Raw genomic sequence first — 24,279 nt, 5'->3', positions numbered from 1 at the left:
TATCCCTGGGTGCGGACAGCGGCTCCGCGACCGCCGGGTAACCTTCGCCGGTGCCCAAGTCCTCCCCCCTCGACGGCCTCCGCTTCGCCTTCGGCACCCTCACCGTGCTGCCCGTACGCGTGCGCCGCTGGGACCGGCAGGCGGCACGCGGCGGAATGCTGAACGCCCCCGTGGCCGGGCTGGTCGTCGGAATCTGCGCGGCCGGCCTCGGGCTGCTGCTCCTCTTCCTGGGCGCCGGCCCGCTGCTCGCCGCCGTCGCCTCGGTCGCCGTACCCGCCGCCCTGACCCGCGGGCTGCACCTGGACGGACTCGCCGACACGGCCGACGGGCTGGGCAGCGGCAAGCCCGCGGAGGACGCGCTGCGGATCATGAAGCAGTCGGACATCGGGCCGTTCGGGGTGCTCACCCTGGTCCTGGTGGTGCTGGCTCAGGTCGCCGCGCTGGCACAGCTCTACGGCGGCTCCTGGGCACGCGGTGCGATGGCGGCCGTCGTCTCGGCGGTCGCGGCCCGCCTCGCCCTCACCCTGGCCGCCCGGAGCGACGTACCGGCCGCCCGCCCGGAGGGGCTGGGGGCGGCGGTCGCCGGGGTGGTACCGGTAGCGGGCGCGCTGGCGGTCACGGCGGCCTCCACGATCGGTTCGGCGGCCTGGGGAACGGCCTTGAGCCCCTACGACGCCCTGCACGCGGCGGCCGCGGTGCTGTTGTCCCTGGCCGCGTCGGAACTCCTGCTGCGCCGCTGCGTACGCCGGTTCGGCGGGGTGACGGGGGATGTCTTCGGCGCGCTGGAGGAGACGGCGGCGACAACGGCGCTCGTGGTGCTCTCCCTGAGCCGTTAAGCTGCTCGGCCGTACACGGACAAGTAAGTTGTGATTCGGGGGACATCCGTGCTCAAACTGCGCCGCACCCTGGCCTGGTTCATAGATTTCGCGCTGGTGGTGGCGGCGGCCTCGCTGCTCGCCGTGCTCACCTTCCACCGGATCAGCGCGCTCGTCACCGATGTCCCCGAGCTGGCCACGAAGGGCGGCCTCGACCTCGTGACCTCGCGGGGTGACGTCATCGGCGCCTCCGAGCACCTCGGCCTGTCTCTGTGGGACAAGGTGGTGCTGGACGTGGAGGAGGCCTTCGGCGCGCTCGTGGCCGTCACGTTCCTCTACCAGTGGGCCTGCCTCACCTGGCTCGGCCGCACCCTCGGCAAGGGCCTGCTCGGCCTGCGGGTCACCCCACGGCTGTCCCGGCACGCCCTGCGCCGGGCCGCCGTCACGACCGCCGTCGACGTCGCCGTGTACGCGCTGGCCTGTGTGCTGCTGATCGAGGGGAAGTTCGGGCTGTCGGTGCTGGTGTGGGCCATCGCGGTGGTGCTGTTCCTGGTCAACGCGCTGACGGTGGTCTTCCCCGGCCGCCGCTCGCTCGCCGACCGGCTGGCCGGCACCTCCGTCGTCGGCGCGTTTCAGCGGGCGGAGTCCAGCCCGATGGGCAGCGTGCCCCAGGGGTGGTGAGCGCCCGCGCTTCAGGCCGGGGCGACGACCCACGCCTCGGAGGACTGTTTCGAGCCCCGGCGTGACCACGACGCCACGCACCGGTGAACGCCCGTAGGAATGAGCGAACGCGCGCACGCGCGTAGTCTCGTCCCGGGGGTTCGCCGACAGGGTGAAGGCCCCGGTTGCCACCTGCGCCCAGGTATGGACCTAGGGTCGGCTCTCGGGCCCGGTCGACCCACCCCACTCGGCCACAGCAACTTCACATCGGAAGCGAGATTTCACCACCGTGACTGCTCTGACTCTCAGCACCTCCGCGGCGCCCGGCCTGCGGGCCGACGCGATCGTGATCGGTGTCGCCAAGGGCACCAAGGGCCCCGTGGTAGCGCCGGGCGCCGAAGCCGTGGACAAGGCGTACGACGGCAAGCTGGCCGGCGTCCTGGAGACCCTCGGCGCCTCGGGTGCCGAGGGCGAGCTGACGAAGCTGCCCGCTCCGGCCGGCTTCAAGGCACCGATCGTCGTGGCGGTCGGCCTGGGCGCGGAGCCGGACGCCAAGGGCGAGAACGAGGGCGACGAGGCCTACGACGCCGAGGCGCTGCGCAAGGCCGCCGGCGTGGCCGCCCGCGCGCTCGCCGGCTCGAAGAAGGCGGCGTTCGCGCTGCCCGTCGACGGCCCGGGCGCCGTCGGCGCGATCAGCGAGGGCATCCTGCTCGGCGCGTACTCCTTCGACGCCTACAAGGAGGAGGGCCGTCAGGCCACGGGTGCCACCAAGGCCAAGAACGGCAAGGCGCCGCTGGCCGAGGCCGCGCTGCTCGGCGGCAAGCCGCGTGACGCCGCCCACAAGGGGGCCCTCGCCCGCGCGGTCGCCGTCGCCGAGGAGCTGAACCGCGCCCGCGACCTGATCAACATGCCGCCGAACGACCTCACCCCGGCGGCGTTCGCCGCCGAAGCGCAGGAGGCGGCCAAGGAGTACGGCCTCAAGGTGCAGGTGCTCGACGAGAAGGCCCTGGCCAAGGGCGGCTACGGCGGCATCCTCGGCGTCGGCGGCGGCTCGGCGGCGACCCCGCGCCTGGTGAAGCTGTCGTACAAGCACCCGAAGGCGGACCGGCACCTGGCCTTCGTCGGCAAGGGCATCACCTATGACTCGGGCGGCATCTCGCTGAAGCCGGCCGGGCACAACGAGACGATGAAGTGCGACATGAGCGGTGCCGCCGCCGTGTTCGCGGCCGTCGTCGCCGCCGCGCGCCTCGGCCTGGAGGTCAGTGTCACCGGCTGGCTGGCGCTGGCCGAGAACATGCCGTCCGGCACCGCCACCCGCCCCGGTGACGTGCTGCGCATGTACAGCGGCAAGACGGTGGAGGTCCTCAACACCGACGCGGAGGGGCGCCTGGTGCTCGCCGACGCGCTGTGGGCGGCCTCGCAGGAGAAGCCGGACGCGATCGTGGACGTCGCGACCCTCACCGGTGCGATGATGCTGGCGCTGGGCAGCCGGACGTTCGGTGTCATGGCCAACGACGACGCGTTCCGCTCCGCGGTGCACGAGGCGGCGGAGGAGGTCGGCGAGCCGGCCTGGCCGATGCCGCTGCCGGAGCACCTGCGCAAGGGCATGGAGTCCCAGGTCGCCGACCTCGCGAACATGGGCGAGCGGATGGGTGGCGGGCTGGTCGCCGGTCTCTTCCTGCGCGAGTTCGTGGGCGAGGGCATCACATGGGCGCACCTCGACATCGCCGGCCCGGCGTTCAACGAGGGTGGTCCGTTCGGGTACACGCCGAAGGGCGGTACGGGGTCCGCCGTGCGTACGTTGGTGCGGCTGGCGGAACTCACGGCCGCGGGTGACCTGGGCTGAATCGCCTGAGAGCTCGGTCGCTTCCGTAGTACGGCTCCGCCGCGTGGGGGTTGTTCGCGCCCACGCGGCGGAGCCGCAGATCAGACACAGCCCCGCGCCCCTTGCTCACGCGCGCCTTCGTCTTCAGCTGTACGTGGGGTGTCTCACACTCCAGCCCGGCGTCTCGTCCGCCTCGAACAAGTGCAAAGATGGAGCCCGGCAGGACAGGGCCCCCACCGAAGGGCCGAAGCATCAAGCGGCCGGACACCAGCCGCCCGCCGGTCACAGGAGATCGGCGTAAGGCGCACATGCATGGAGGACGTGACGTGGCGAACGACGCCAGCACCGTTTTCGACCTAGTGATCCTCGGCGGTGGTAGCGGTGGTTACGCCGCGGCCCTGCGCGGGGCGCAGCTGGGCCTTGACGTCGCCCTGATCGAGAAGGACAAGGTCGGCGGCACCTGCCTGCACCGGGGTTGCATCCCCACCAAGGCCCTGCTGCACGCGGGCGAGATCGCCGACCAGGCCCGCGAGAGCGCGCAGTTCGGTGTGAAGGCGACCTTCGAGGGCATCGACGTCGCGGCCGTCCACAAGTACAAGGACGGCGTGATCTCCGGCCTGTACAAGGGCCTGCAGGGTCTGATCGCGTCCCGGAAGGTGACGTACATCGAGGGTGAGGGCCGGCTGTCCTCCCCCACCTCCGTCGACGTGAACGGCCAGCGTATCCAGGGCCGCCACGTCCTGCTGGCGACCGGCTCCGTGCCGAAGTCGCTGCCGGGCCTGGAGATCGACGGCGACCGCATCATCTCCTCCGACCACGCCCTCGTCCTGGACCGCGTGCCGAAGTCCGCGATCATCCTGGGCGGCGGCGTCATCGGCGTCGAGTTCGCCTCGGCGTGGAAGTCCTTCGGCTCGGACGTCACGGTCATCGAGGGCCTGAAGCACCTCGTCCCGGTCGAGGACGAGAACAGCTCGAAGCTTCTCGAGCGCGCGTTCCGCAAGCGCGGCATCAAGTTCAACCTGGGCACCTTCTTCCAGAAGGCCGAGTACACCCAGGACGGCGTGAAGGTCACCCTCGCCGACGGCAAGGAGTTCGAGGCGGAGGTCCTCCTCGTCGCCGTCGGCCGTGGCCCGGTCTCCCAGGGCCTGGGCTACGAGGAGCAGGGTGTCGCCATGGACCGCGGCTACGTCCTCGTCGACGAGTACATGCGGACCAACGTTCCGACCATCTCCGCCGTCGGTGACCTGGTCCCGACGCTCCAGCTCGCGCACGTCGGCTTCGCCGAGGGCATCCTGGTGGCGGAGCGTCTGGCCGGTCTGAAGACCGTCCCGATCGACTACGACGGTGTCCCGCGGGTGACGTACTGCCACCCCGAGGTCGCCTCCGTGGGTATCACCGAGGCCAAGGCCAAGGAGATCTACGGCGCGGACAAGGTCGTCGCTCTGAAGTACAACCTGGCGGGCAACGGCAAGAGCAAGATCCTGAACACCGCGGGCGAGATCAAGCTCGTCCAGGTGAAGGACGGTGCCGTGGTCGGCGTCCACATGGTCGGCGACCGCATGGGCGAGCAGGTCGGCGAGGCCCAGCTGATCTACAACTGGGAGGCGCTGCCGGCCGAGGTCGCCCAGCTCATCCACGCCCACCCGACGCAGAACGAGGCGATGGGCGAGGCGCACCTGGCGCTGGCCGGCAAGCCGCTGCACTCCCACGACTGAGCCTTCGGTCACGGGCGCGACGACACAGACTTCCGCAATTCGTAAGGAGCAACCGAAACCATGGCGGTTTCCGTAACCCTTCCGGCGCTCGGTGAGAGCGTCACCGAGGGCACTGTCACCCGCTGGCTGAAGGCCGAGGGCGAGCGCGTCGAGGCCGACGAGCCGCTGCTCGAGGTCTCGACGGACAAGGTCGACACCGAGATTCCCTCCCCCGCCGCCGGTGTGCTGGCCTCCATCAAGGTCGCCGAGGACGAGACCGTCGAGGTCGGCGCCGAGCTGGCCGTCATCGACGACGGCACCGGTGCCCCCGCGGCCGCCCCGGCCCCCGCCGCTGCCGAGGCTCCGGCCCCGGCCGCCCCGGTGGCCGAGGCTCCGGCCCCCGCCCCGGCCCCCGAGGCCCCGGCCGCCCCCGCCGCCGCCCCGGCCGGTGGCGCCCAGGGCACGGACGTGGTCCTGCCCGCGCTCGGTGAGTCCGTCACCGAGGGCACCGTCACCCGCTGGCTGAAGTCGGTCGGCGACTCCGTCGAGGCCGACGAGCCGCTGCTCGAGGTCTCCACGGACAAGGTCGACACCGAGATCCCGGCGCCCGCCTCCGGCGTGCTGCTCGAGATCGTGGTGAACGAGGACGAGACCGCCGAGGTCGGCGCCAAGCTCGCCGTCATCGGCGCCCCGGGTGCTGTGACCGCCGGGGGCCCTGCCGCCGCTCCGGCTCCGGCCGCCCCGGCGCCCGCCGCCGCTGCCCCGGCTCCCGCGGCTCCGGCTGCCCCGGCCGCGCCCGCCGCCCCGGCTCCGGCCCCCGCCGCTCCGGCCGCGCCCGCCGCTGCCGCCCCGGCCCCGGTCCAGCCCGCGGCTCCGGCGCCCGCCCCGGCTCCGGCTCCGGTCACCCCGGTCACCGCGCCGACCCACCCGACCGCCACCCAGGCGACCGACGAGGGTGCCTACGTCACCCCGCTGGTGCGCAAGCTCGCCGCCGAGAACGGCGTCGACCTGGCCTCCGTCAAGGGCACCGGCGTCGGCGGCCGTATCCGCAAGCAGGACGTCATCGCCGCCGCCGAGGCCGCGAAGGCCGCCGCCGCCGCTCCGGCTCCGGCCGCTGCCGCCGCTCCGGCCGCCGCGAAGAAGGCCCCGGCGCTGGAGGTCTCCCCCCTCCGTGGCCAGACCGTCAAGATGCCCCGCATCCGCAAGGTCATCGGCGACAACATGGTCAAGGCGCTGCACGAGCAGGCCCAGCTGTCGTCGGTCGTCGAGGTCGACGTCACGCGCCTGATGCGGCTGCGCGCCCAGGCCAAGGACTCCTTCGCCGCGCGCGAGGGCGTCAAGCTCTCCCCGATGCCGTTCTTCGTGAAGGCGGCGGCCCAGGCGCTGAAGGCCCACCCGGTCATCAACGCCAAGATCAACGAGGCCGAGGGCACGATCACCTACTTCGACTCCGAGAACATCGGGATCGCGGTGGACTCCGAGAAGGGCCTGATGACCCCGGTCATCAAGCACGCGGGCGACCTGAACATCGCCGGCATCGCGAAGGCCACGGCGGAGCTGGCGGGCAAGGTCCGCGCCAACAAGATCACCCCGGACGAGCTGTCCGGCGCGACCTTCACCATCTCCAACACCGGTTCGCGCGGCGCGCTGTTCGACACGATCATCGTGCCGCCGGGCCAGGTCGCGATCCTCGGCATCGGTGCCACGGTCAAGCGTCCGGCCGTCATCGAGACCGCGGAGGGCACGGTCATCGGCGTCCGCGACATGACCTACCTGACCCTCTCCTACGACCACCGCCTGGTCGACGGCGCCGACGCGGCCCGTTACCTGACGGCGGTCAAGGCGATCCTGGAGGCGGGCGAGTTCGAGGTCGAGCTGGGCCTCTGATCTCCCTGATCAGGCAGTACGACGGAGCCCCCGTCCGGAGTTCTCCTCCGGGTGGGGGCTCTGTTCGTGCGAGCGGGGCGCGCCACTATGCGAGGCGTGCCGCCACCAGCGCGAGCCAGCCGCTCACGGCGAGCCGGTCCGGGACCTCGACCTCCATGCCCAGCTCGGCGGCGCCGACGGCGTACTCGCTCTCGTCGAGCCCGAGGGCCAGCAGTTCCCGGATCTCCCCCACGAGGCGCGCGACGAGCTGCCGGTCGGTCGTCGCGGCGTAGTCGTCCACCGCCGCGTCGTGCCCGTCGAACTCGTCGGGCATGTCCTGCGAGAACCAGCCGCCGAGGAACTGCCCCAGCTCGGGGAACCTGGCATGCCACTCCCAGTGCGTGTCCGGCTTCGCCGGGGCCGGGACCTGCCCCTCCTCGACGCTGCGCCGGATGTGGTCGGCGAGCAGCGTCAGCCAGTGAAGGATCTCCGCGTCGGCCAGGCCCACGTCCGCGAGGGCGTAGAACTCGCCGAGCCGGACCCTCAGCCGCCCCGGCGGGGTGCGCGCGTACTCCCGCAGCTGGCTCTCGGCGGCGGCGAGTGCCCAGGGGCGGGTGTGCCAGGTGTGCCGGAGGTACGCGGTGAGGGCCGCGCTCGGCTTGTCCTCGGTGTCGTCGGCGGGCTGGCCGACGTAGGCGCGCAGGACCTGGTCCAGCTCGCCGTATCCGCGGTCGTGTTCTAGGGGGGTCAGTGCCACGGTCGGACCACTGCCTTCACAGGTAGACGGGGAAGCTGGCGTGCACGACGAACCCGTGCGCGGCGGACGGCTCGCGGCGCAGCACGACCCGGGCGGCCCGTACGTCGACGGCTCCGCGCCCGGCCAGCATCATGGCCTGCAGCAGCACCTTGCCGACGGGCTCCTCCCGGGACGGCCAGGCCGCCTCGATCGTCAGCCGCGCCCGGGTGGACTGGGCCAGCCAGCGGTGGATGACCTGTTCGTTGCGGGTGACCACCTGCTGGGTCGCCCACTGGGCGGTTTCCCGGTCGGGGTAGGTGGCGGTGCGGGTGCGCACGGGGCTTCTCCATGGTGGGCGGTACGGAGGATCGGGGCGGCATGGCGGATCTCATCACATCAGCGGAATGACCAGACCATCCCGACTTCCGTCTCCGAGACGAGCACCAGGCCGAAGTCGTAGGTGCGCACGGAAAAGGAATGCCAACCAGAAACCCGCTGGTAGTAGTCGCGACTGGCACTGTCACGGCCAGTGTTCGCGTAGAAGTGCGAGCCTTCGGAGAAGCGCGACAGGATGACGCGGGCGTTCGCTTCCAGGGCCTCCCTGCGCTCCTCGAAATCCGGTTCTTTCGTGACATCGATCCAGGGCGTGGAAAGGGCCACGAGGAACCGTACCGCCTGAGAACGCGGAATCTCATACAGATAGGGCTTCCAGGCGTCCGGCGGCGTCGCGACAGCCCCCCTGGGCCCGACGAAGGGGTAGGACGGTTCGTCGAGCCTTTCGAGTTCGCCCTCCCATAGGTCCACCGTGCGCCAGCCGCGGGCGTCGCGGGTGTCACCGTGCATCAGGGTGGCCAGGTCGAGCAGCCAGTTCTCGTGCTTCCTGCTCGTCACCTTGGCAATGGTCGCCCGACGCTCGTACATACCGAGTGCCTCGGCCCATGACCGTTCATCCAGCTCAGCCATCACTGTCTCCTCATACATCATTGAGGCATGGACGTATAAACGACGAACGGCGGATCCAGATTCGGTTCGTATTTGAGCACGGTCGAGACTCCATGGGCGTCCTTCGGCGGCGTCGGGTGATCATTCACCACTTGCGCCGTACGGCCGGTCACGACCGGAAGCGCGTGGTTCCCGGTGTCGACCGACCCCACCGTGAATTCCTCTGTGTCGCCCGGCTTCGGAGGGGCTTTAAGCCACTTGTCGATCTCTGTCGAATTAGATCGGATATTGTACTGCGTATAATTCTGGGCCGATTCCAGGTCAGTGAAGGACGAAGCAGCAGGAATCTGGGGCACACCTGCCCCGGTCGCCTGGTCCCGCAACCGCTGCGTCAACTGCATGTCCGTCAGCCCCACATGCTTGTCGATGCTGTGCCCCCCGTACAGTTCCTCCTCGGTCGCAAGATCGAGGGAGTACTTGTACGGAATCGGACTCTCCGGCCGCTGCCAGCTGTGTTCCTTCTTGAAGTCGTTGAGGGAGCGCGCCCCATACCCCTCCGCGCGGGCCTCCTCCGCCACGAACGTGGGCACGCTGAGCAGTGCCTCGTCCAGCTCGGCCTCCAGCGCCCCCAGCTTGGTGGCGGCGTCGCTGAAGGCCTGGTGGTACTTCTCGACCGCCGCGTTCGCGGCCCCCTCGTCCATGTGCGAGCGGAACTTCAGGACGATCTCGCCGAACGTCACGACCGCCCCGATCGGCGTCAGCTCGAACGGGTCGAGGTCGTCGGCCAGGTCCTTGGCCGTGGCTATCGCCGCGTCTTTGCCCAGCCGGGTGGTGGTCTCCCTGGTCGTGACCGCCACCCCGGCCAACTTGTCGAGCTCGTTCTGCACAGCGGCCGCGGTCTCCATGAGGATGTCGATGATGGGACGCCGCTTCGCGGGCACGACCTTGCGGTCCGTGTTCCAGCTACGCCCCATGGAGGCCCGCTGCATCTGTTTGTCGTAAGTCCTGCCCCATTCGGTGGTGCCCCAGATGGTCTGGCAGAAGGCCTTCATGGCGCCCTGCCACTCGTCGTTGCCCTTGTTGTTGCTGATGAACTTGATGGCACCGTTGAAGTCGTCGGACGCGCTCTTGGCGGCCTTCTGGGCCGCACCCCAGGCGGTGGCCATGTCCTTGAACTCCTCGTCACGGCACCCAGGCGTGATCTCGTGCATCTTGCCGAGCCTGAGGCCGTGCTCGATGGCAGGCCGGATCACATCGGCGAGGAAGTCCGGGATCTCGCCGAGGATACCGGCGATCTCCGAGGAGTCCGCGTCCTTGCCGGTACCGGACCACTTGATGTCGTTGACCGGGCCGTACTTGGGCGGCTTCTCGATGACGACGGGCGGCGTCCTCGCGACGGGCGGCGGGCCGTACATCCTGCGCGCCTGCCAGTCGACCTGGACGTACTTGTTCGCCGTGTCCGTCAGACCGACGGCGACACCGCCCACGCTGACCACACTCTTCGCCCAGAGCTCCAGGAACTTCTCGTTCACCGTCTTGTACGCCGCCGCGAAGGCGTCCGCGCCCCAGCCCGCGCCCGCCGACTGGCTGTACTTGTTCAGCACCTCGACCAGCGCCGTGGCGCCCTTGTCGTAGTCGAACTGTCCGTCGCGCACCACGAGGGCGGTGTAGTACAGGTGAGCTGGCTGTACGTCGAATCCGCCGCCGCTCGTCTTGGGCGAGCGCGTCCGGGCCTCGGCCCGCTCCTTGCCGCGCTCTTCGTCGGTGGGCCGCCGCTCGGCCATCAGGCGGCACCCCATCCCCGCAGCACCGCGCGGTGCGCGGCCGCGTACCCGCGATGACCACTGGTCACGACCTCGTGCAGCCACTTGTGGGCCGCCTGCAGATCCCTCGCCGAGGTGTCCCATTTATCGAGTTCGCGCAGGAACACCTCGCGGGTCTCGCCCTGCCAGGAGGCGACGACCGGCGCCAGGCGCGCGTAGAGATCCTCGAGTTGTCCGTCGAGCTGCTTGAGGATGTCGTCGAGCTCGGCGGTCAGATGTTCCAACGTGCCGAAGGAGACGGCTATGTAGTCGTCTTCGGCGCTGCCGGCCTGCATACCGCGTTCCCCGTTCCGGACGGGGGCACCCCGGCGCCGCCGCCCTGTATCACGTCGTTCGCTGACTGAGCTGGTGTCACAGCTGGTCGAGGCCGCTCCGCGGGCGCGTCGGCGGCACCTCGGCGGGCGTGGACAGCTTGTCCGCCTCGGCCTGGACGTCGACGTGGACGGCACGCATGCGCGCCAGTACCTCGAGCTCCGTCTCGGTGAACCCGTCCCGGCTCAGCCGCACGGCCTCTTCGAGGTTCTTCATGACCTCGCGGATCCGGACGGCGTCCTTGGCGACGGAGCGGTGGAGCTTGCGGTACTCGACTGCCGCGGGGCCCTGCCAGCCCTCCTCGATCTCGTCGACGAGTCCGTCCATACGCCTCACCTGCCGGGTCAGGTGCTCCTGCATCCGGTGGAGGTCGTCGGCCAGCTTGGTCAGGTCCTCGCCCTTGACCGCCAGGTCCTTCTTCGGCCCCACTACCGCCCCCGTCCGCTCGGCTTCCGCCGCCTGCCACGTCTTCCGCCCAACCTAATAGAAGCCGGGTTCGAGAGGTTCTCGATTTCACCGGGTGGGTCGCCGCGCGCGATCGGCTACAAACGCCCCACAGACACCTGGAGGCAGCACACACCGAGCTCTCAGGCGCGCGAACACCATGTGCGCCTCGTCTCACCTGCACCAAAGCACGCCCGCGTGCCCTCCCGGCGGAGCATGACGGCCTTATTGTCTAAACGTCAGCCCTCCCGAAGGAGCCCCCATGACCGCGCCCGTCGTCCACTCGCTGCGCGAACAGATCCGCGAGCACATCGTGGAAGGAATCGTCAGCGGGCGCTGGCAGCCGGGCGAGCGGATCGTGGAGCGCCGGATCGCCACCGAGCTGGAGGTCAGCCAGACCCCCGTCCGCGAGGCCCTGCGCGAGCTGGAGTCCCTGCGCCTGATCGAGTCCGCGCCGAACAAGGGCGTCCGGGTACGGAACCTGACCGCGGCCGACCTGGAGGAGAGCTACCCCGTCCGGGCCGGCCTGGAAGCCATCGCCGCGGAGCTGGCGGCGGACCGTCTCGCGGAGGACTGCTCGGCCCTGGAGCCGCACGTCCTGGCCCTGTACGAGGCCGACCGCGAGGCCGACGGCACCGCCCAGGTCCGCCACACGGTCGGTTTCCATCGCGAACTCGTGCGCGCCGCGCAGAACTCGGTGCTGCTGCACACCTGGGAAGGGCTCGGCATCGAGGTCTTCACGGCGCTGTCCATCCGCTGGCTGGGCACGGTCCAGCAGTCGTACGCGGAGGAGCACGAGGAACTGGTGGCCGCCTTCAAGAGGCGGGACCCCCGCATCGCCGAGATCGTGAAGGCACACGTCCTGGGGTGCGCCCCGCGCGCTTGATCAGCGCTTGATCAGCGCTTGATTTCAGTCGAGCACACCCCCGCTCAAACGCCGCCCCACCTGCGAAAACAAGGCGCTCCAGCGTCACCCGGTGCCATCTCTCAAGGCACCCCGTGCCTACTTTCGCGGTTTCAAGACCTTTTCGCCCTCAACCCTTTGATCGATCATCGATCAGGGAGTTACAGTCGCCGACGGACTTCCACCGAAGTCCAGCCCTGTCCTGCCAAAGACCAAGGGCAACCCCAACCCCTTACCGATGAGGGAACCCCCTTCGACTGAGGAAGGCGGCGACATGACCGACCCCAACGCCATCCAGCCGAGCGCGCTCGACCAGCTCCCCGACCGCGACCCGGAGGAGACCGCCGAATGGCAGGCCTCCCTCGACGCCGTCGCCAGGGAGGCCGGGCCGCACCGCGCCGCGTACCTGATGCGGCGCACGCTGGAGCGCGCCGAGGCGGGCGGCATCGCGCTGCCGAAGCTCCTCGAGACCGACTACGTCAACACCATCCCCACCTCCGCCGAGCCGGGCCTGCCCGGTGACCCGGAGATGGAGGCCCGCATCACCGCGTGGAACCGCTGGAACGCGGCCGCGATGGTGACCCGCGGCAGCAAGTACGGCGTCGGCGGGCACATCGCCACCTTCGCCTCCGCGGCCTGGCTGTACGAGACCGGCTTCAACCACTTCTTCAAGGGCAAGGAGGGCGATGGTTCCGGCGACCAGCTGTACATCCAGGGCCACGCCTCCCCCGGCATCTACGCCCGCGCCTTCCTCGACGGCCGCCTGAACGAGCACCACCTGGACAACTTCCGCCAGGAGGCCGGCGGCAACGGCCTGCCCTCGTACCCGCACCCGCGCCGGCTGCCCTGGCTGTGGGAGTTCCCGACGGTGTCGATGGGCCTCGGCCCGCTCTCCGCCATCTACCAGGCGCGCTTCAACCGCTACCTCACCAACCGCGGCATCAAGGACGTCTCCGCCTCGCACGTGTGGGCGTTCCTGGGCGACGGCGAGATGGACGAGCCGGAGTCGACGGCGGCCCTCGCGCTCGCCGCCCGTGAGGAGCTGGACAACCTCACCTTCGTCATCAACTGCAACCTGCAGCGCCTCGACGGCCCGGTCCGCGCCAACTTCAAGATCGTGCAGGAGCTGGAGGCCCAGTTCCGCGGCGCCGGCTGGAACGTCGTCAAGACGCTGTGGGGCTCGGCCTGGGACGAGCTGTTCCAGCTCGACACCACCGGCGCGCTCGTACGCCGCCTGCGCGAGGTACCGGACGCGCAGATCCAGACGTACCAGACCCGCGACGCCGCCTACATCCGCGCCGACTTCTTCGGCAAGGACCCGGCGCTCGCCGAGATGGCGAAGCTGCTGAGCGACGACAAGATCCTGGAGTGCTTCCACCTCTCGCGCGGCGGTCACGAGGCCCGCAAGGTCTATGCCGCGTACAAGGCCGCCGTCGAGCACAAGGGCGCGCCGACCGTGATCCTGGCCCAGACGGTCAAGGGCCACACCCTCGGCGAGGGCTTCGCGTCGAAGAACGCCAACCACCAGATGAAGAAGCTGACGGTGGACGAGTTCAAGACGATGCGTGACCTGCTCGGCCTGCCGATCAAGGACAGCGACTTCGTCGACGGCGTGGTGCCCTACGGCCACCCGGGCGCCGACTCCCCCGAGGTCCGCTACCTCCAGGAGCGCCGCGCGGCCCTCGGCGGCCCCGCCCCGGCCCGCCGTACGCACGCCCTGGCCCCGCTCCCGGCCCCCGCCGAGAAGGCCTTCGCCTCCTTCGACAAGGGCTCCGGCTCGCAGAACGTGGCCACCACCATGGCCTTCGTCCGCCTCATCAAGGACCTGGTCCGCGACAAGGAGACGGGCAAGCGCTGGGTGCCCATCGTCCCCGACGAGGCGCGCACCTTCGGCATGGAGTCGCTGTTCCCGTCCCTCGGGATCTACTCCCCCAAGGGCCAGACGTACGAGCCGGTCGACCGCGACCAGCTGATGTACTACAAGGAGGCCAAGAACGGCCAGATCCTCAACGAGGGGATCACCGAGGCCGGTTCGATGGCCGACTTCATCGCCGCGTCGACCGCGTACGCGACGCACGGCGAGGCGATGATCCCCTTCTACATCTTCTACTCGATGTTCGGCTGGCAGCGCACGGCCGACCAGATGTGGCAGCTCGGCGACCAGCTCGGCCGCGGCTTCCTCGTCGGCGCGACGGCCGGCCGTACGACCCTGACGGGCGAGGGCCTGCAGCACGCCGACGGCCACTCGCCGGTCATCGCCGCGACCAACCCGGCGGCGCTGACGTACGACCCGGCCTTCGCCTACGAGGTCGCGGTGATCGTCCGTGAGGGTCTGCGCCGGATGTACGGCGAGGCCAAGCCGGGCGAGGACCAGAACGTCTTCTACTACCTGACGGTCTACAACGAGCCGCTACCGCAGCCCGCGAAGCCGCAGGGCCTCGGCATCGACGAGGGCATCGTCAAGGGCCTGTACCGCTTCAACACGGTGGAGTCGGCGGGCCTGTCCCCGGCCGCCAACGCCCCGCGCATCCAGCTGCTGGGCTCCGGTACGGCCATCCACTGGACCCTTCAGGCCCAGAAGCTGCTCGCCGAGGAGTGGGGTGTGGCCGCCGACGTGTGGTCCGCGACCTCCTGGTCCGAGCTGCGCCGGGACGCGATGGAGGCGGACGCCGCCCTCCTGCGCGGCGAGGAGCGGGTGCCGTACGTCCGCCAGGCGCTGCAGGGTGCCGAGGGCCCGGTGCTGGCCGTCTCCGACTACATGCGCCAGGTGCCGGACCAGATCGCGCAGTGGGTCGAGCAGGACTACTCCTCGCTGGGCGCCGACGGCTTCGGCCTGTCGGACACCCGTGAGGCCGCCCGCCGCCACTTCGGCGTCGACGCCCAGTCGATCGTCGTCGCGGCCCTGGCCCAGCTCGCCAAGCGCGGCGAGGTGAAGGCCACGGCGGTCAAGGAGGCCCGGGAGAAGTACGGGCTGTAGTCACCGGGGTTCTGTGAAGGGGTACGGCTGCTGCCGTACCCCTTCCTTGTCGGTGGCCCCCGGCATCATGAAGTCATGCGTGCGGCCCGGCTCATCAAGATGGTGCTCCTCCTGCAGTCCCGGCCGTCCATGACCGCCGCCGAACTCGCGCGGGAACTGGAGGTGTCCGAGCGGACGGTCACACGGGACGCGCAGGCGCTGTCGGAGGCGGGGGTGCCGGTGTACGCGGACCGGGGGCGGGCCGGCGGGTACCGGCTGGTCGGCGGATACCGGACGCGGCTGACGGGGCTGGCCAGGAGCGAGGCGGAGGCGCTGTTCCTGAGCGGGGTGCCGGGGGCGCTCCGGGAGATGGGCCTGGAGGATGCCCACTGCGCCGCCCGGCTGAAGGTTTCCGCGGCGCTGTTGCCGGCCCTCCGCGATGCCCCGGACAGCGCGGCCCGGCGGTTCCATCTGGACGCGCCGGCCTGGTTCCGGGAGCCGGAGACGCCCGCGCTGCTGCCGGTCGTGGCGCAGGCGGTGTGGGACGACCGCCGCGTCACCGCCCGGTACCGGCGGGGCGAGGCCGAGGTGGAGCGGCTGCTGGAGCCGTACGGGCTCGTGCTGAAGGCGGGTGTCTGGTACCTGTGCGCGCGGGTGGCGGACGGGGGTTCCTTCCGGACCTACCGGATCGACCGGTTCAGCGCCGTGGATCCGCTGGAGGAACGGTTCGCCCGTGATCCGGACTTCGATCTGCCCGGCCACTGGGCCGAGCAGTCCGAGGGGTTCGCGCGCTCGATCCTGCGCGCCGAGGTCGTCGTACGGCTCTCCCCGGAGGGTGTGCGCAGGCTGCGGTACGCCGTCGATCCGCTGTCGGCGCGTGTGGCGCTCGGCGCGGCGGGCGAGCCGGACGGGGCGGGCTGGGTGACGGTGACACTGCCCGTGGAGTCCGAGGAGGTCGCGCACACCCAGCTGACGGCGCTCGGGCCGGAGGCGGAGGTGCTGGCCCCGCGGAGCCTGCGCGAGCGGTTCGCGGGGGACGCGGCCCGGCTGGCCGCGCTGTACGGCGGTGGCGCGGGCTCCGGGTGACCGGTAACGATCCGCCGTACTCCGGCCTACTCCACGTGCGTCCCACCGGTGGAGGCCCGATGCTGGTGCCGTGATGGACGAGACGGAGTTCTGGGAGCTGATCGACGCCACCCGCGAGGCCGCCGAGGGCGACCCCGAGGAACAGGCCGACGTGCTCGTGGACCGGCTGCTCCAGCTGGACCCCGACCTGGTCCTGGACTTCGCCCGTCATTTCGAGGCCCGCTACAACCGCGCCTACCGCTGGGACCTGTGGGGCGCCGCCTCGGTGCTGCTGGACGGGGCCAGCGACGACGCGTTCGACTTCTTCCGGTGCTGGCTGATCGGCCAGGGCCGGGAGGTCTACGAGGGCGCGCTGCACGATCCGGACTCGCTGGCGGAGCTTCTGGGCGAGTTCGACGAGGAGATCGACGGCGACGGCGAGGAGCTGGGCTATGCGGCGGACGAGGCCTATGAGCAGCTGACCGGCACCGTCGCGCCCGACCTGGGCATCGCCCCGGCGCCCGCCGAGCCGGAGGGCACCCCGGTGGACTTCGAGAACGACCGCGCGCTCGCCGAACGGTTTCCGCAGCTGTGGGACCGCTTCCGCGAGTAACCGGCCCCGGCTCGGCCGGCCGTGCGCCTGCGGGTGCTGTCGGACGGCAGGTGGGCCTGGGGCCGGTCGGCCCGCACCGCGTGGTGCGGCGGTGCGGCGTTGGCCTGGTCGAGGGCGGACGCGGTGACCGCGGCCGGGCCGAGGACGACGGTCGCGACCGCGCAGACCACCGCCCAGGGGCCGCGCGCGGTCCGCGTCCACCGCGCCGGCCCGGTGGTCTTGTCCGTGCCCCGGTCCGTGGTCCCGTCCGTGGTCTCGGCACGCGTACGACTGCTCTTCATGATCCCCACCTCCGGTCGGCCTGTGATGTGCACGACCGTAGGACGCGGGGCTCGGAGCGGGCTGCGTGGCACCTAGGGGGTTCCTGTGCGCCGCGCCGGGGTGGTCCGGCCCTGGAGGCGCGCGGCCTTCTCCCTGATCTCGGGGAGGCGGGCGGTGAGGGCGGCGCCGGGGCAGTCGGTCATGTAGCCGTCGTTGTGGCCGGCCAGGGCGGGCAGGACGACGGTGCTGCCGGCCTTGTAGCGGCTGAGGCTGTTGCTGGAGACCAGGCGGACGCTGCCGCGCGGGTCGACGTCGGCGAGGCCGAGCTTCCAGGCGGTCAGGGCGGCGATCGCGTCGGTCATGGCCCGCGGCACGGAGACCCCTTCGGTGAAGGTGCCGAGCGCGGCGATGCCGACGGTGCGGTGGTTGAAGCCCTGGGCGTGGGCGCCGGTGACGGGCCGGTCGACACCTCCGGCCCGGCCTTCGTAGATGGTGCCGCAGCGGTCGACGAGGAAGTTGTAGCCGATGTCGTCCCAGTTCCGGACGCCGGTCTGGCCGGCGTACAGGTAGCGGATGATCCGCGGCGCGTCGGCGCAGTCGTAATCGCCGGGCGAGTCGGTGTGGTGGATGAAGACGGCGACCGCCTTGTCGTCGTAGCGCGGGGGCGGCTGGCCGCTCCCGGCGGTACCCAGCCAGACGGAGCGGGGCACGATGTGCGGCCGGGCGGCGCGGTGGGCGGCCGGGGTGCGGGCCGGGGTGGGCCGGTCGGGGCGGGCCACGGCGGTGCGCTCGGCGCCGCTGGCGCACAGGGCGAGCGTGAGGACGCCCACCAGAACGGGCAGACAGACGAGCAGCACCGGCAGGAGGCCGGGCATCCGTCGCCCGATCCGGCTCCGCATCCCCGGGCTCCCCGGTGTCCCCGGCTTCCTCGGGTCCTCCGGCGGCTCCGGAACGTGCGGCGTCCCCGGCGTGTCCAGGGCCTTCGGGTCCTGTGGGGCCTGCGGTGTCTCCGACGGGCCCGGGGTCCCCGGCGGCTCGGTCTCGGGCGTCCCCGGCGTCCGCGAGGTCCCACAGGTCTCCGGCAACTCCGGGGTGCTCGGAGTCTGCGGCGTCTCGCGAGGTGTCGCCTCTTTCGTGCGTCTGAGGAGTCCCGAAAGTCCCGGGAGTCCTGCGAGTCCTGGGAGGCCCGCGAGTCCTGCGAGTCTCCGTCTTCCCGACGTCTGCCGGTTCCGGGAGGGCTCCGGCATCCCAGCGGTCCCCGGTATCCCCGATCTCTGCGGCGTTCCGGGCGTCTCCAGTGTTCTTCGGACGTGCATGATCCCACTCTCGGGCGGCCGGGCCGCGCCCGCGATGTGCGCTCTGCCACCTGGCGGAACCATCGTCCCGGTCCGGGACGTTTCTGGGGGTACACACATACGGGGTCGGTACTGCGTTCGGTGCCCGGTCCCGTGTGCGGGTGACTGATCACCGGGCCCGTCCCGTCCGTACTGAGGGGTCCGAGAGAAAGGCGGCTCCGTGGACCTGCTCGACCTGGTGCTTGTGCTGGTGATCCTCGTCTACGCGGCGTCCGGTTACCGGCGGGGGCTGGTGGCCGGCTGTGTCTCGCTGGCCGGGTTCGTCGGCGGCGCCGTCGTCGGCGTGTGGGTGCTGCCCTGGGTGACCGGCCTGGTCGAGCGCGGTACGGCACAGGCGACGGCGCTCGCGGTGGCCACGGTGCTGGTGCCGGCCGCGCTGGGGCACGAGCTGGCGGGCCGGCTGGCGCTGCGGCTGCGCGGGGAGCTGGACCGGGGTCCGCTGCGGGTGCTGGACGGGATGGGGGGCGCGGCGGCGAACTCGGTCGCGGTGCTGATCGTGGCCTGGGTGGCGGCGAGCGTACTGGGTGCGGCCCCGTCGCAGACGCTGAGCGGGGCGATACGGAACTCGACGCTGCTGGGCGCGGTGCAGGACGCGATGCCGGACACCACTCCCGCGTGGTTCTCGCGGGCCACGTCGGCGCTGACCGAGGCGGGTTTTCCGCAGGTCTTCAACCCGTTCGAGAACGAGTCGACGGCCCAGGTGGCCCGGCCCTCCGGTGACAGCGTCACACCGGCCGCGACGAGCGCCGCGAGGCTGAGCACGGTGAAGATCGAGGGCGTTGCGGGCAACGAGGGCCGGGAGGGCAGCGGTTTCGTCTACTCCGCACAGCACGTGATGACCAACGCGCACGTGGTGGCGGGCATCGACTACCCGAGCGTGCGGGTGGGCGGGGTCGGGCGGTCGTACGAGGCCCGGGTGGTGCTCTTCGACCCCGACCGGGACGTGGCGGTGCTCTATGTGCCCGGGCTGCGCGCCCCCGTGCTGCGCTTCGACACGAGCGCGGTGCGCGGCGACTCGGCGGTGGTCGCGGGCTATCCGCAGGACGGCGGCCTGAACCTGCAGGCGGCGACGGTGGCGACCCGGGTGCGGGCGACCGGGCAGAACATCTACAACGACGGCGCGGTCACCCGCGACATCTACGCGATCCGTTCCACGGTCCGGCCGGGCAACTCCGGCGGCCCGCTGCTGACCCCGGACGGCAAGGTGTTCGGGGTGGTCTTCGCGCGCTCCACCTCGAACGCCGAGACGGGGTATGCGCTGACGGCGGACGAGGTGGCGGGCGACGCACAGCGCGCGGCCACGGCGACGGTGCGGGTGGACACGGGCCAGCTGGTCAGCTCGTGACGGTCACAGGCGCCGGCCCATGAGCACGTCGTCCACGTAGGCGCCGGCGATCAGGAACTCCTCCGGCTGCACTCCCTCGACGGCGAACCCCTCGGACTCGTACAGGGCGCGGGCCGGGGCGTTGTGCCCGAGCACGCGCAGGGTGAGGCGCCGCGCACCGCGCCCGCGCGCCTCCTCGACGGCGGCGCGGATCAGCGCGCGCCCCACGCCCTGCCCGCGCGCTTCGTCGGCCACGGCGAGGCCCTGGATCTGCAGCACGTGCGCGTTGGAGGCGAGCGGGGTCGGGCGGGCGATGCGGATGTAGCCGACGACCCGCCCGCCGGCCTCGGCGACCAGGTAGTCCTGCGGGAGGTGGCGCTCGTCGAAGAACGGCTCCTGCGGCGGGGGCGACACGGCGTGCAGGGTGGACCAGGTGGCTCGGTCGAGGACGGCCAGTTCCGCTTCGTCGGCGGACACGGCGATGCGTATGTACGGCTCCGGCATGACGATCACCCTACGGCGGCCCGCCGGAGCAGCTCACGGGGTTTTCGCGCGGGCATGCTGGGGCCATGGAGCGTATGCGAATCGCCGTGGCCGGCGCGTCCGGGCTCATCGGCAGTGCCCTGGTGCGGTCCCTGACCGCGGACGGGCACCAGGTCGTACGACTGGTGCGCCGGGCGGCTGCGGGGCCTGACGAAGTCTGCTGGGATCCCGGAGGGCAGTACGTCGACGCGGCCGGGCTGCTCGGCTGTGCCGCGGTGGTCAATCTGGCCGGGGCCGGGATCGGCGACCGGCGCTGGACGCCGGCGTACAAGCGGCTGCTGCGGGACAGCCGGGTGCTGGGCACGGCCGCGCTGGCGGAGGCGGTGGCCGCGCTGCCCGAGCCGCCACGGGTCTTCGTCAGCGGCAGCGCGATCGGCGTCTACGGCGACACCGGCGACCGGGTGGTGGACGAGCAGGCACCGCCGGGCGACGGCTTTCTGCCCTCGCTGTGCGTGGAGTGGGAGGAGGCGGCGGCGCCCGCGCAGGAGGCGGGCGTGCGGACGGTGTTCCCGCGCACGGGGCTGGTGGTGGCCCGGGGCGGCGGGGCCTGGGGACGGCTGTTCCCGCTGTTCCGGGCGGGGCTCGGGGGGCGGCTGGGCGACGGGCGGCAGTACTGGTCGTACATCGCGCTGCACGACGAGGTCGCCGCGATCCGGCATCTCATCGAGCACGACACCCTGTCCGGGCCGTTCAATCTGACGGCCCCCGAGCCGCTGACGAACCGTGAGATCACGGCGGCGATGGCCCGCGTGCTGCACCGCCCGGCCCCGTTCGCGGTGCCGGCGCCGGTGCTGCGGGCGGTGCTCGGGGAGATGGCCGGGGATGTGCTGGGCAGTCAACGGGTGGTGCCGAAGCGGTTGTTGGAGTCGGGGTTCCGGTTCGCGTTCCCGGGTATCGACGAGTCCATCCGGGCGGCCTGACGTAGACGAGGGATGCCCTGCGACTGCCCTGCGACCTCTTGTGAACGTATGCGACCTCCATGCGACCGTGCCCTGTTGATGCGCGACTGTTTGTGACCGATCGCAGACCTAACCTCGACCCGAACTCGGGTATCCCCGGGGCCAGTTGGGGGCATGACGTCTCCACCGGCCGCGCAACCACAGGAGGGGCCTCGTGCTTGAGCCCGCGTACCAGGTGGACGTCGTCATCGTGGGAGCCGGAATCGCCGGCCTCTCGGCGGCTCATCGGCTGACCAGCGCAGGAATCTCGACCGCAGTCCTCGAGGCCGCCCCCTACGTCGGCGGCCGCATGTCGACGGAGAAGGTCGACGGATTCCGGCTCGACCGCATCGGACAGCTGCTGTCCACGTCCTACCCCGAACTCCGTACGTCCCCGGGCCTGGACGCCCTGGTCCTGCGCACCTTCGCGCCCGGCGTCCTGCTGCACCGCGACGGACGCACCCAGCGCGCGGGCGCACCGGCGGCCGGGGGGAGCGCACGGGGCGCACTCCATGTGGTGCGCGCCCTCGCAAGCGCCCCCAGGGGACCGGCGGCCGCCCCCGGCCGGGTCGGCGCGCCGGTGGGCGGGGCGGTCGACCAGGCCCGGCTCGGCGCCGCCCTGGGCCGGATCGCCGCCACCCCGATCGAGCGCATCCTGGCCCGCCCCGAGATGCCCGCCGACCAGGCCCTCGCCCAGCGCGGGCTGCCACCGCGCACGATCGACGGCTTCCTGCGCCCGTTGCTCGCCACCCTGCTCTGCGACCCCGGGCTGGCCACCTCCAGCCGGTGCGCCGACCTCGCGCTGCGCACCTTCGCGAGCGGGCGGCTGTGTGTGCCGGAGGGCGGCGCGGACGTGCTGCCGGAGCTGCTGGCTCGGGCGCTGCCGCCCGGCACCGTGCGCACCGGGGTGCGGGTCACCTCGGTGTCCACGACCGCCGTGACCACCGCCGAGCACGGCGAGATCCGCTGCCGGGCGGTACTGCTGGCGACGGACGCGCGGGCCGCGGCGGAGCTGCTGCCAGGCCTGCGGGTGCCGGACTTCCACCCGGTGACCGTGGTCCACCACACCACCGACGATCCCGCGGCGGCCCTGACCACCGGCACCTCGCTGCTGCTGGACGCCGACCGGGGCGGGCCGGTGGCGCACACGGCGGTACTCAGCAACGTGGATCCGAGCCGGGCGCCGGTCGGCCGGGTGCTGATCTCCTCGACGGTGCTGGGCACACCGCCCGAGGGGGTCGACACCGCGGTCCGCATCCACCTCTCCCGGCTCTACGGCACCTCGACGCGCCGCTGGGAGACGCTGGCCGTGCACCACACGCCGGAGGCGATCCCGGCGATGCGCCCACCCCACGACCTGCGCCGCCCGGTCCGACTCCTGGCCGGCCTGTACGTCTGCGGCGACCACCGCGACACCAGCACGGTCCAGGGCGCGCTGCACTCGGCACACCGGGCGGCGGGGGCGATCCTGGCCGACCTGGGCGCGGCGGGTTCGTTGAATCGCGCAGAACCGGCGCCTACTTTGCCCAGGGCGGCGTAACCCGCAACGGCGAGTAGCTAACCCAACGCCGCCACCTTCTCCCGATACCCCCGCACCGGTGCCGCATCCCGATACGGCTCCAGTCGGCGTTCGAAGTCCCGCACGTACTCCACGGCGCGAGCGCTCCGCATCTCCGCGGCCTGGCCGGCGGCCTCCGCGGCCAGCGCGCACGCCTGGTCGAGTTCGCCGAGGCCGAGGCGGGCCGTGGCGAGGACGACGCGGCAGAAGAGGCGGCTGCGGGCGTAGGAGGGGGCGCGCAGCTGGAGCGAGCGCTCGGCGTGCTGCGCGGCCGCCCGGAACTGCTGCAGATCCCGGTGGCAGTGCCCGAACTCGTCGGCGAGCTGCGCCTCGTCGAAGAACTTGGCCCAGTACGGCACCTCGTCCCCCGGCCGGGCCGCCTCCAGGGCGCGCTCGGCCCGTACGAGCGCCGCCGTGCACGCCCGCACCTCGCCGAGCACGCCGTGCGCCCGTGCCTCGGAGGCGTGCAGCAGCGCCTGCACGACCGGCGGGCCGCCGGTCCCCGCGCCCTGCTGGGCGACCCGGGCCAGCTGTACGGCCTCCCGGCCGTGGCCGAGATAGACGGCCTGGCGGCTCATGGTGACCAGGACGAAGGAGCCGTACGCCCGGTCGCCGGCCGCCTGGGCGAGCCGCAGGGCCTGCACGAAGTAGCGCTGGGCGAGTCCGTGCGCGGCGATGTCGTACGAGGTCCAGCCCGCGAGCCGGGTGAGGTCGGCGGCCGCGGCGAACAGCTTGCGGCCGGTCTGCTCGTCGTAGCTGCCGCGGAGCATCGGCTCGCACTCGTGCTCCAGATAACGCACCAGGGCCTGCCGGGCGTGGCCGCCGCCGTACCGGTCGTCGAGGGTGCGGAACAGCTCGCCGACCGAGCGCAGCGCGTTGATGTCGCCGCCCGTGACCTTGTGGCCGGGGACGCGCTCGGCGTGCCCGCGCGCCCGGGACGGGACCGCCGGCACCGGCCGGATCTGGGGCTTGGCCGGGGCCGGGCGGCCCTGTGCGGGCACCCGGGGTGCCGGTTCGCGGGCCACCTTGTCGTCGGGCTTGCCGATCAGCCAGTCCCGGCTGGGCACCACGAGCCCCGCCGGGGTGAACGCGATCTTGCGCAGCTCGGCGTGGCTGCCGGAGTCCTTGCGCCACAGCCCGCCGACGATGTCGACGGCCTCCTCCGGGGTGCCCGCGAACTCCAGCCCCGCGTACACCGGAGCGCACGCGTCCAGGCCGAGATCCTGGGCCGTGAGCCGGCGTCCGAGGCGGCGCGTGAAGACCTCGGCGATGAGGGCGGGCGTCGTCCCGCGCGGCTGCTGTCCGCGCAGCCAGCGGGTGACCGAGGTCTTGTCGTATCTGAGGTCCAGCCCGTGCTCCAGACCGAGCTGGTCGACGCGACGGGCCAGACCCGCGTTGGAGAACCCCGCCTCTGCGATGAGCGCGGCGAGCTGGCGGTTGGGGGTGCGCTGCGCGGGTCGGTCCGTCATCTGCGGTGCGGTCTCCTGCCTTCGGGCCTCTGAAGTGCCCGGTTTGCCGTTGAGCAGCCCTTATGGCCACGCGAACGGCGCGAATGTAGCGGAGAGTGAGCAGGCGATCGCACATTCCGCCCGGCATTCATCCGATCGTGTGAGGAACATCCGCAGGGCTGACGTACGCCGGTCGG

General features: G+C 71.8%; 21 protein-coding genes. 12 read left to right on the top strand and 9 right to left on the bottom strand.

Translation table 11 applies throughout. The annotated features are described in order from the left end of the window. Positions 1–50 precede the first annotated feature (50 nt). The 5 genes from ACWC0C_RS20510 to sucB all read left to right on the top strand — a co-directional run bounded on the left by ACWC0C_RS20510 (position 51) and on the right by sucB (position 6,881). Positions 51–836 (top strand): adenosylcobinamide-GDP ribazoletransferase, encoded by a 786-nt coding sequence (locus tag ACWC0C_RS20510; protein ID WP_450865174.1) that lies wholly within the window; start codon positions 51–53, stop codon positions 834–836. Between the two features lie 48 nt (positions 837–884). Continuing rightward, positions 885–1,496, top strand: a complete 612-nt coding sequence (locus ACWC0C_RS20505; RefSeq protein WP_449198285.1) for an RDD family protein — start codon at positions 885–887, stop codon at positions 1,494–1,496. A gap of 268 nt (positions 1,497–1,764) precedes the next feature. Further along, positions 1,765–3,321 carry a leucyl aminopeptidase gene (locus ACWC0C_RS20500; RefSeq protein ID WP_450865173.1) on the top strand — a complete coding sequence of 519 codons (1,557 nt, stop codon included), beginning with the start codon at positions 1,765–1,767 and terminating at the stop codon, positions 3,319–3,321. 305 nt (positions 3,322–3,626) lie between these two features. Further along, positions 3,627–5,015: a dihydrolipoyl dehydrogenase gene (gene lpdA / locus ACWC0C_RS20495; protein ID WP_449198283.1), complete on the top strand. Its 1,389-nt coding sequence runs from the start codon at positions 3,627–3,629 to the stop codon at positions 5,013–5,015. Between the two features lie 60 nt (positions 5,016–5,075). Beyond that, a complete protein-coding gene (sucB, locus tag ACWC0C_RS20490; RefSeq protein ID WP_450865172.1) occupies positions 5,076–6,881 on the top strand; it encodes a 2-oxoglutarate dehydrogenase, E2 component, dihydrolipoamide succinyltransferase in 1,806 nt (601 codons plus the stop codon). An 85-nt stretch (positions 6,882–6,966) separates the two neighbouring features. Here the strand turns inward: sucB and ACWC0C_RS20485 are convergent, their stop codons facing one another. The 6 genes from ACWC0C_RS20485 to ACWC0C_RS20460 all read right to left on the bottom strand — a co-directional run bounded on the left by ACWC0C_RS20485 (position 6,967) and on the right by ACWC0C_RS20460 (position 11,102). Continuing rightward, positions 6,967–7,617 (bottom strand): contact-dependent growth inhibition system immunity protein, encoded by a 651-nt coding sequence (locus ACWC0C_RS20485; RefSeq protein ID WP_450865171.1) that lies wholly within the window; start codon positions 7,615–7,617, stop codon positions 6,967–6,969. A 16-nt stretch (positions 7,618–7,633) separates the two neighbouring features. After that, positions 7,634–7,933, bottom strand: coding sequence for an RNase A-like domain-containing protein (locus tag ACWC0C_RS20480; protein WP_449198280.1), 300 nt, complete (start codon positions 7,931–7,933; stop codon positions 7,634–7,636). Positions 7,934–7,992: 59 nt separating this feature from the next. Further along, on the bottom strand, positions 7,993–8,559 hold the full coding sequence (locus ACWC0C_RS20475) for a hypothetical protein (protein ID WP_450865170.1): 567 nt from the start codon (positions 8,557–8,559) through the stop codon (positions 7,993–7,995). A 17-nt stretch (positions 8,560–8,576) separates the two neighbouring features. After that, a complete protein-coding gene (locus ACWC0C_RS20470) occupies positions 8,577–10,322 on the bottom strand; it encodes an RNase A-like domain-containing protein (protein WP_450865169.1) in 1,746 nt (581 codons plus the stop codon). Continuing rightward, positions 10,322–10,636 carry a WXG100 family type VII secretion target gene (locus ACWC0C_RS20465; protein WP_449198277.1) on the bottom strand — a complete coding sequence of 105 codons (315 nt, stop codon included), beginning with the start codon at positions 10,634–10,636 and terminating at the stop codon, positions 10,322–10,324. The genes ACWC0C_RS20470 and ACWC0C_RS20465 overlap by 1 nt, the downstream gene beginning before the upstream one ends. A 76-nt stretch (positions 10,637–10,712) precedes the next feature. Continuing rightward, positions 10,713–11,102 (bottom strand): WXG100 family type VII secretion target, encoded by a 390-nt coding sequence (locus tag ACWC0C_RS20460; protein ID WP_450865168.1) that lies wholly within the window; start codon positions 11,100–11,102, stop codon positions 10,713–10,715. 277 nt (positions 11,103–11,379) lie between these two features. Here ACWC0C_RS20460 and ACWC0C_RS20455 point away from each other — a divergent pair, with 277 nt between their 5' ends. The 4 genes from ACWC0C_RS20455 (at position 11,380) to ACWC0C_RS20440 (ending at position 16,655) form a co-directional block, all read left to right on the top strand. Continuing rightward, entirely contained in the window at positions 11,380–12,003 is a 624-nt protein-coding gene (locus ACWC0C_RS20455; RefSeq protein ID WP_449198275.1) for a GntR family transcriptional regulator, read from the top strand. 292 nt (positions 12,004–12,295) lie between these two features. Beyond that, positions 12,296–14,998 carry a pyruvate dehydrogenase (acetyl-transferring), homodimeric type gene (aceE, locus tag ACWC0C_RS20450; RefSeq protein WP_450865167.1) on the top strand — a complete coding sequence of 901 codons (2,703 nt, stop codon included), beginning with the start codon at positions 12,296–12,298 and terminating at the stop codon, positions 14,996–14,998. 75 nt (positions 14,999–15,073) lie between these two features. Further along, on the top strand, positions 15,074–16,063 hold the full coding sequence (locus ACWC0C_RS20445) for a helix-turn-helix transcriptional regulator (RefSeq protein ID WP_450865166.1): 990 nt from the start codon (positions 15,074–15,076) through the stop codon (positions 16,061–16,063). 73 nt (positions 16,064–16,136) lie between these two features. Continuing rightward, positions 16,137–16,655 carry a DUF4240 domain-containing protein gene (locus ACWC0C_RS20440; protein WP_449198354.1) on the top strand — a complete coding sequence of 173 codons (519 nt, stop codon included), beginning with the start codon at positions 16,137–16,139 and terminating at the stop codon, positions 16,653–16,655. 353 nt (positions 16,656–17,008) lie between these two features. On the opposite strand, the gene ACWC0C_RS20435 is transcribed toward ACWC0C_RS20440, so the two are convergent. Continuing rightward, positions 17,009–17,815 carry a peptidoglycan recognition protein family protein gene (locus tag ACWC0C_RS20435; RefSeq protein ID WP_449198272.1) on the bottom strand — a complete coding sequence of 269 codons (807 nt, stop codon included), beginning with the start codon at positions 17,813–17,815 and terminating at the stop codon, positions 17,009–17,011. Between the two features lie 616 nt (positions 17,816–18,431). On the opposite strand from ACWC0C_RS20435, the gene ACWC0C_RS20430 reads away from it, so the two are divergent. After that, the gene (locus tag ACWC0C_RS20430; RefSeq protein WP_449198271.1) at positions 18,432–19,616 is read left to right on the top strand and encodes a MarP family serine protease; all 1,185 of its coding nucleotides are present in this window, start codon (positions 18,432–18,434) and stop codon (positions 19,614–19,616) included. Positions 19,617–19,619: 3 nt separating this feature from the next. Here ACWC0C_RS20430 and ACWC0C_RS20425 read toward each other — a convergent pair whose 3' ends face one another. Beyond that, positions 19,620–20,099 (bottom strand): N-acetyltransferase family protein, encoded by a 480-nt coding sequence (locus ACWC0C_RS20425; RefSeq protein ID WP_449198270.1) that lies wholly within the window; start codon positions 20,097–20,099, stop codon positions 19,620–19,622. A 65-nt stretch (positions 20,100–20,164) separates the two neighbouring features. Here ACWC0C_RS20425 and ACWC0C_RS20420 point away from each other — a divergent pair, with 65 nt between their 5' ends. Both ACWC0C_RS20420 and ACWC0C_RS20415 read left to right on the top strand, forming a co-directional pair. Then, positions 20,165–21,058, top strand: a complete 894-nt coding sequence (locus tag ACWC0C_RS20420) for a TIGR01777 family oxidoreductase (protein ID WP_449198269.1) — start codon at positions 20,165–20,167, stop codon at positions 21,056–21,058. 193 nt (positions 21,059–21,251) lie between these two features. Beyond that, entirely contained in the window at positions 21,252–22,616 is a 1,365-nt protein-coding gene (locus ACWC0C_RS20415) for an NAD(P)/FAD-dependent oxidoreductase (protein ID WP_450865165.1), read from the top strand. A 17-nt stretch (positions 22,617–22,633) separates the two neighbouring features. On the opposite strand, the gene ACWC0C_RS20410 is transcribed toward ACWC0C_RS20415, so the two are convergent. Then, positions 22,634–24,103, bottom strand: a complete 1,470-nt coding sequence (locus tag ACWC0C_RS20410; RefSeq protein WP_449198267.1) for a regulator — start codon at positions 24,101–24,103, stop codon at positions 22,634–22,636. Positions 24,104–24,279 lie beyond the last annotated feature (176 nt).

Source organism: Streptomyces sp. NPDC001709, assembly GCF_053596375.1.
This window is presented reverse-complemented; position numbering and strand designations above follow the sequence as displayed.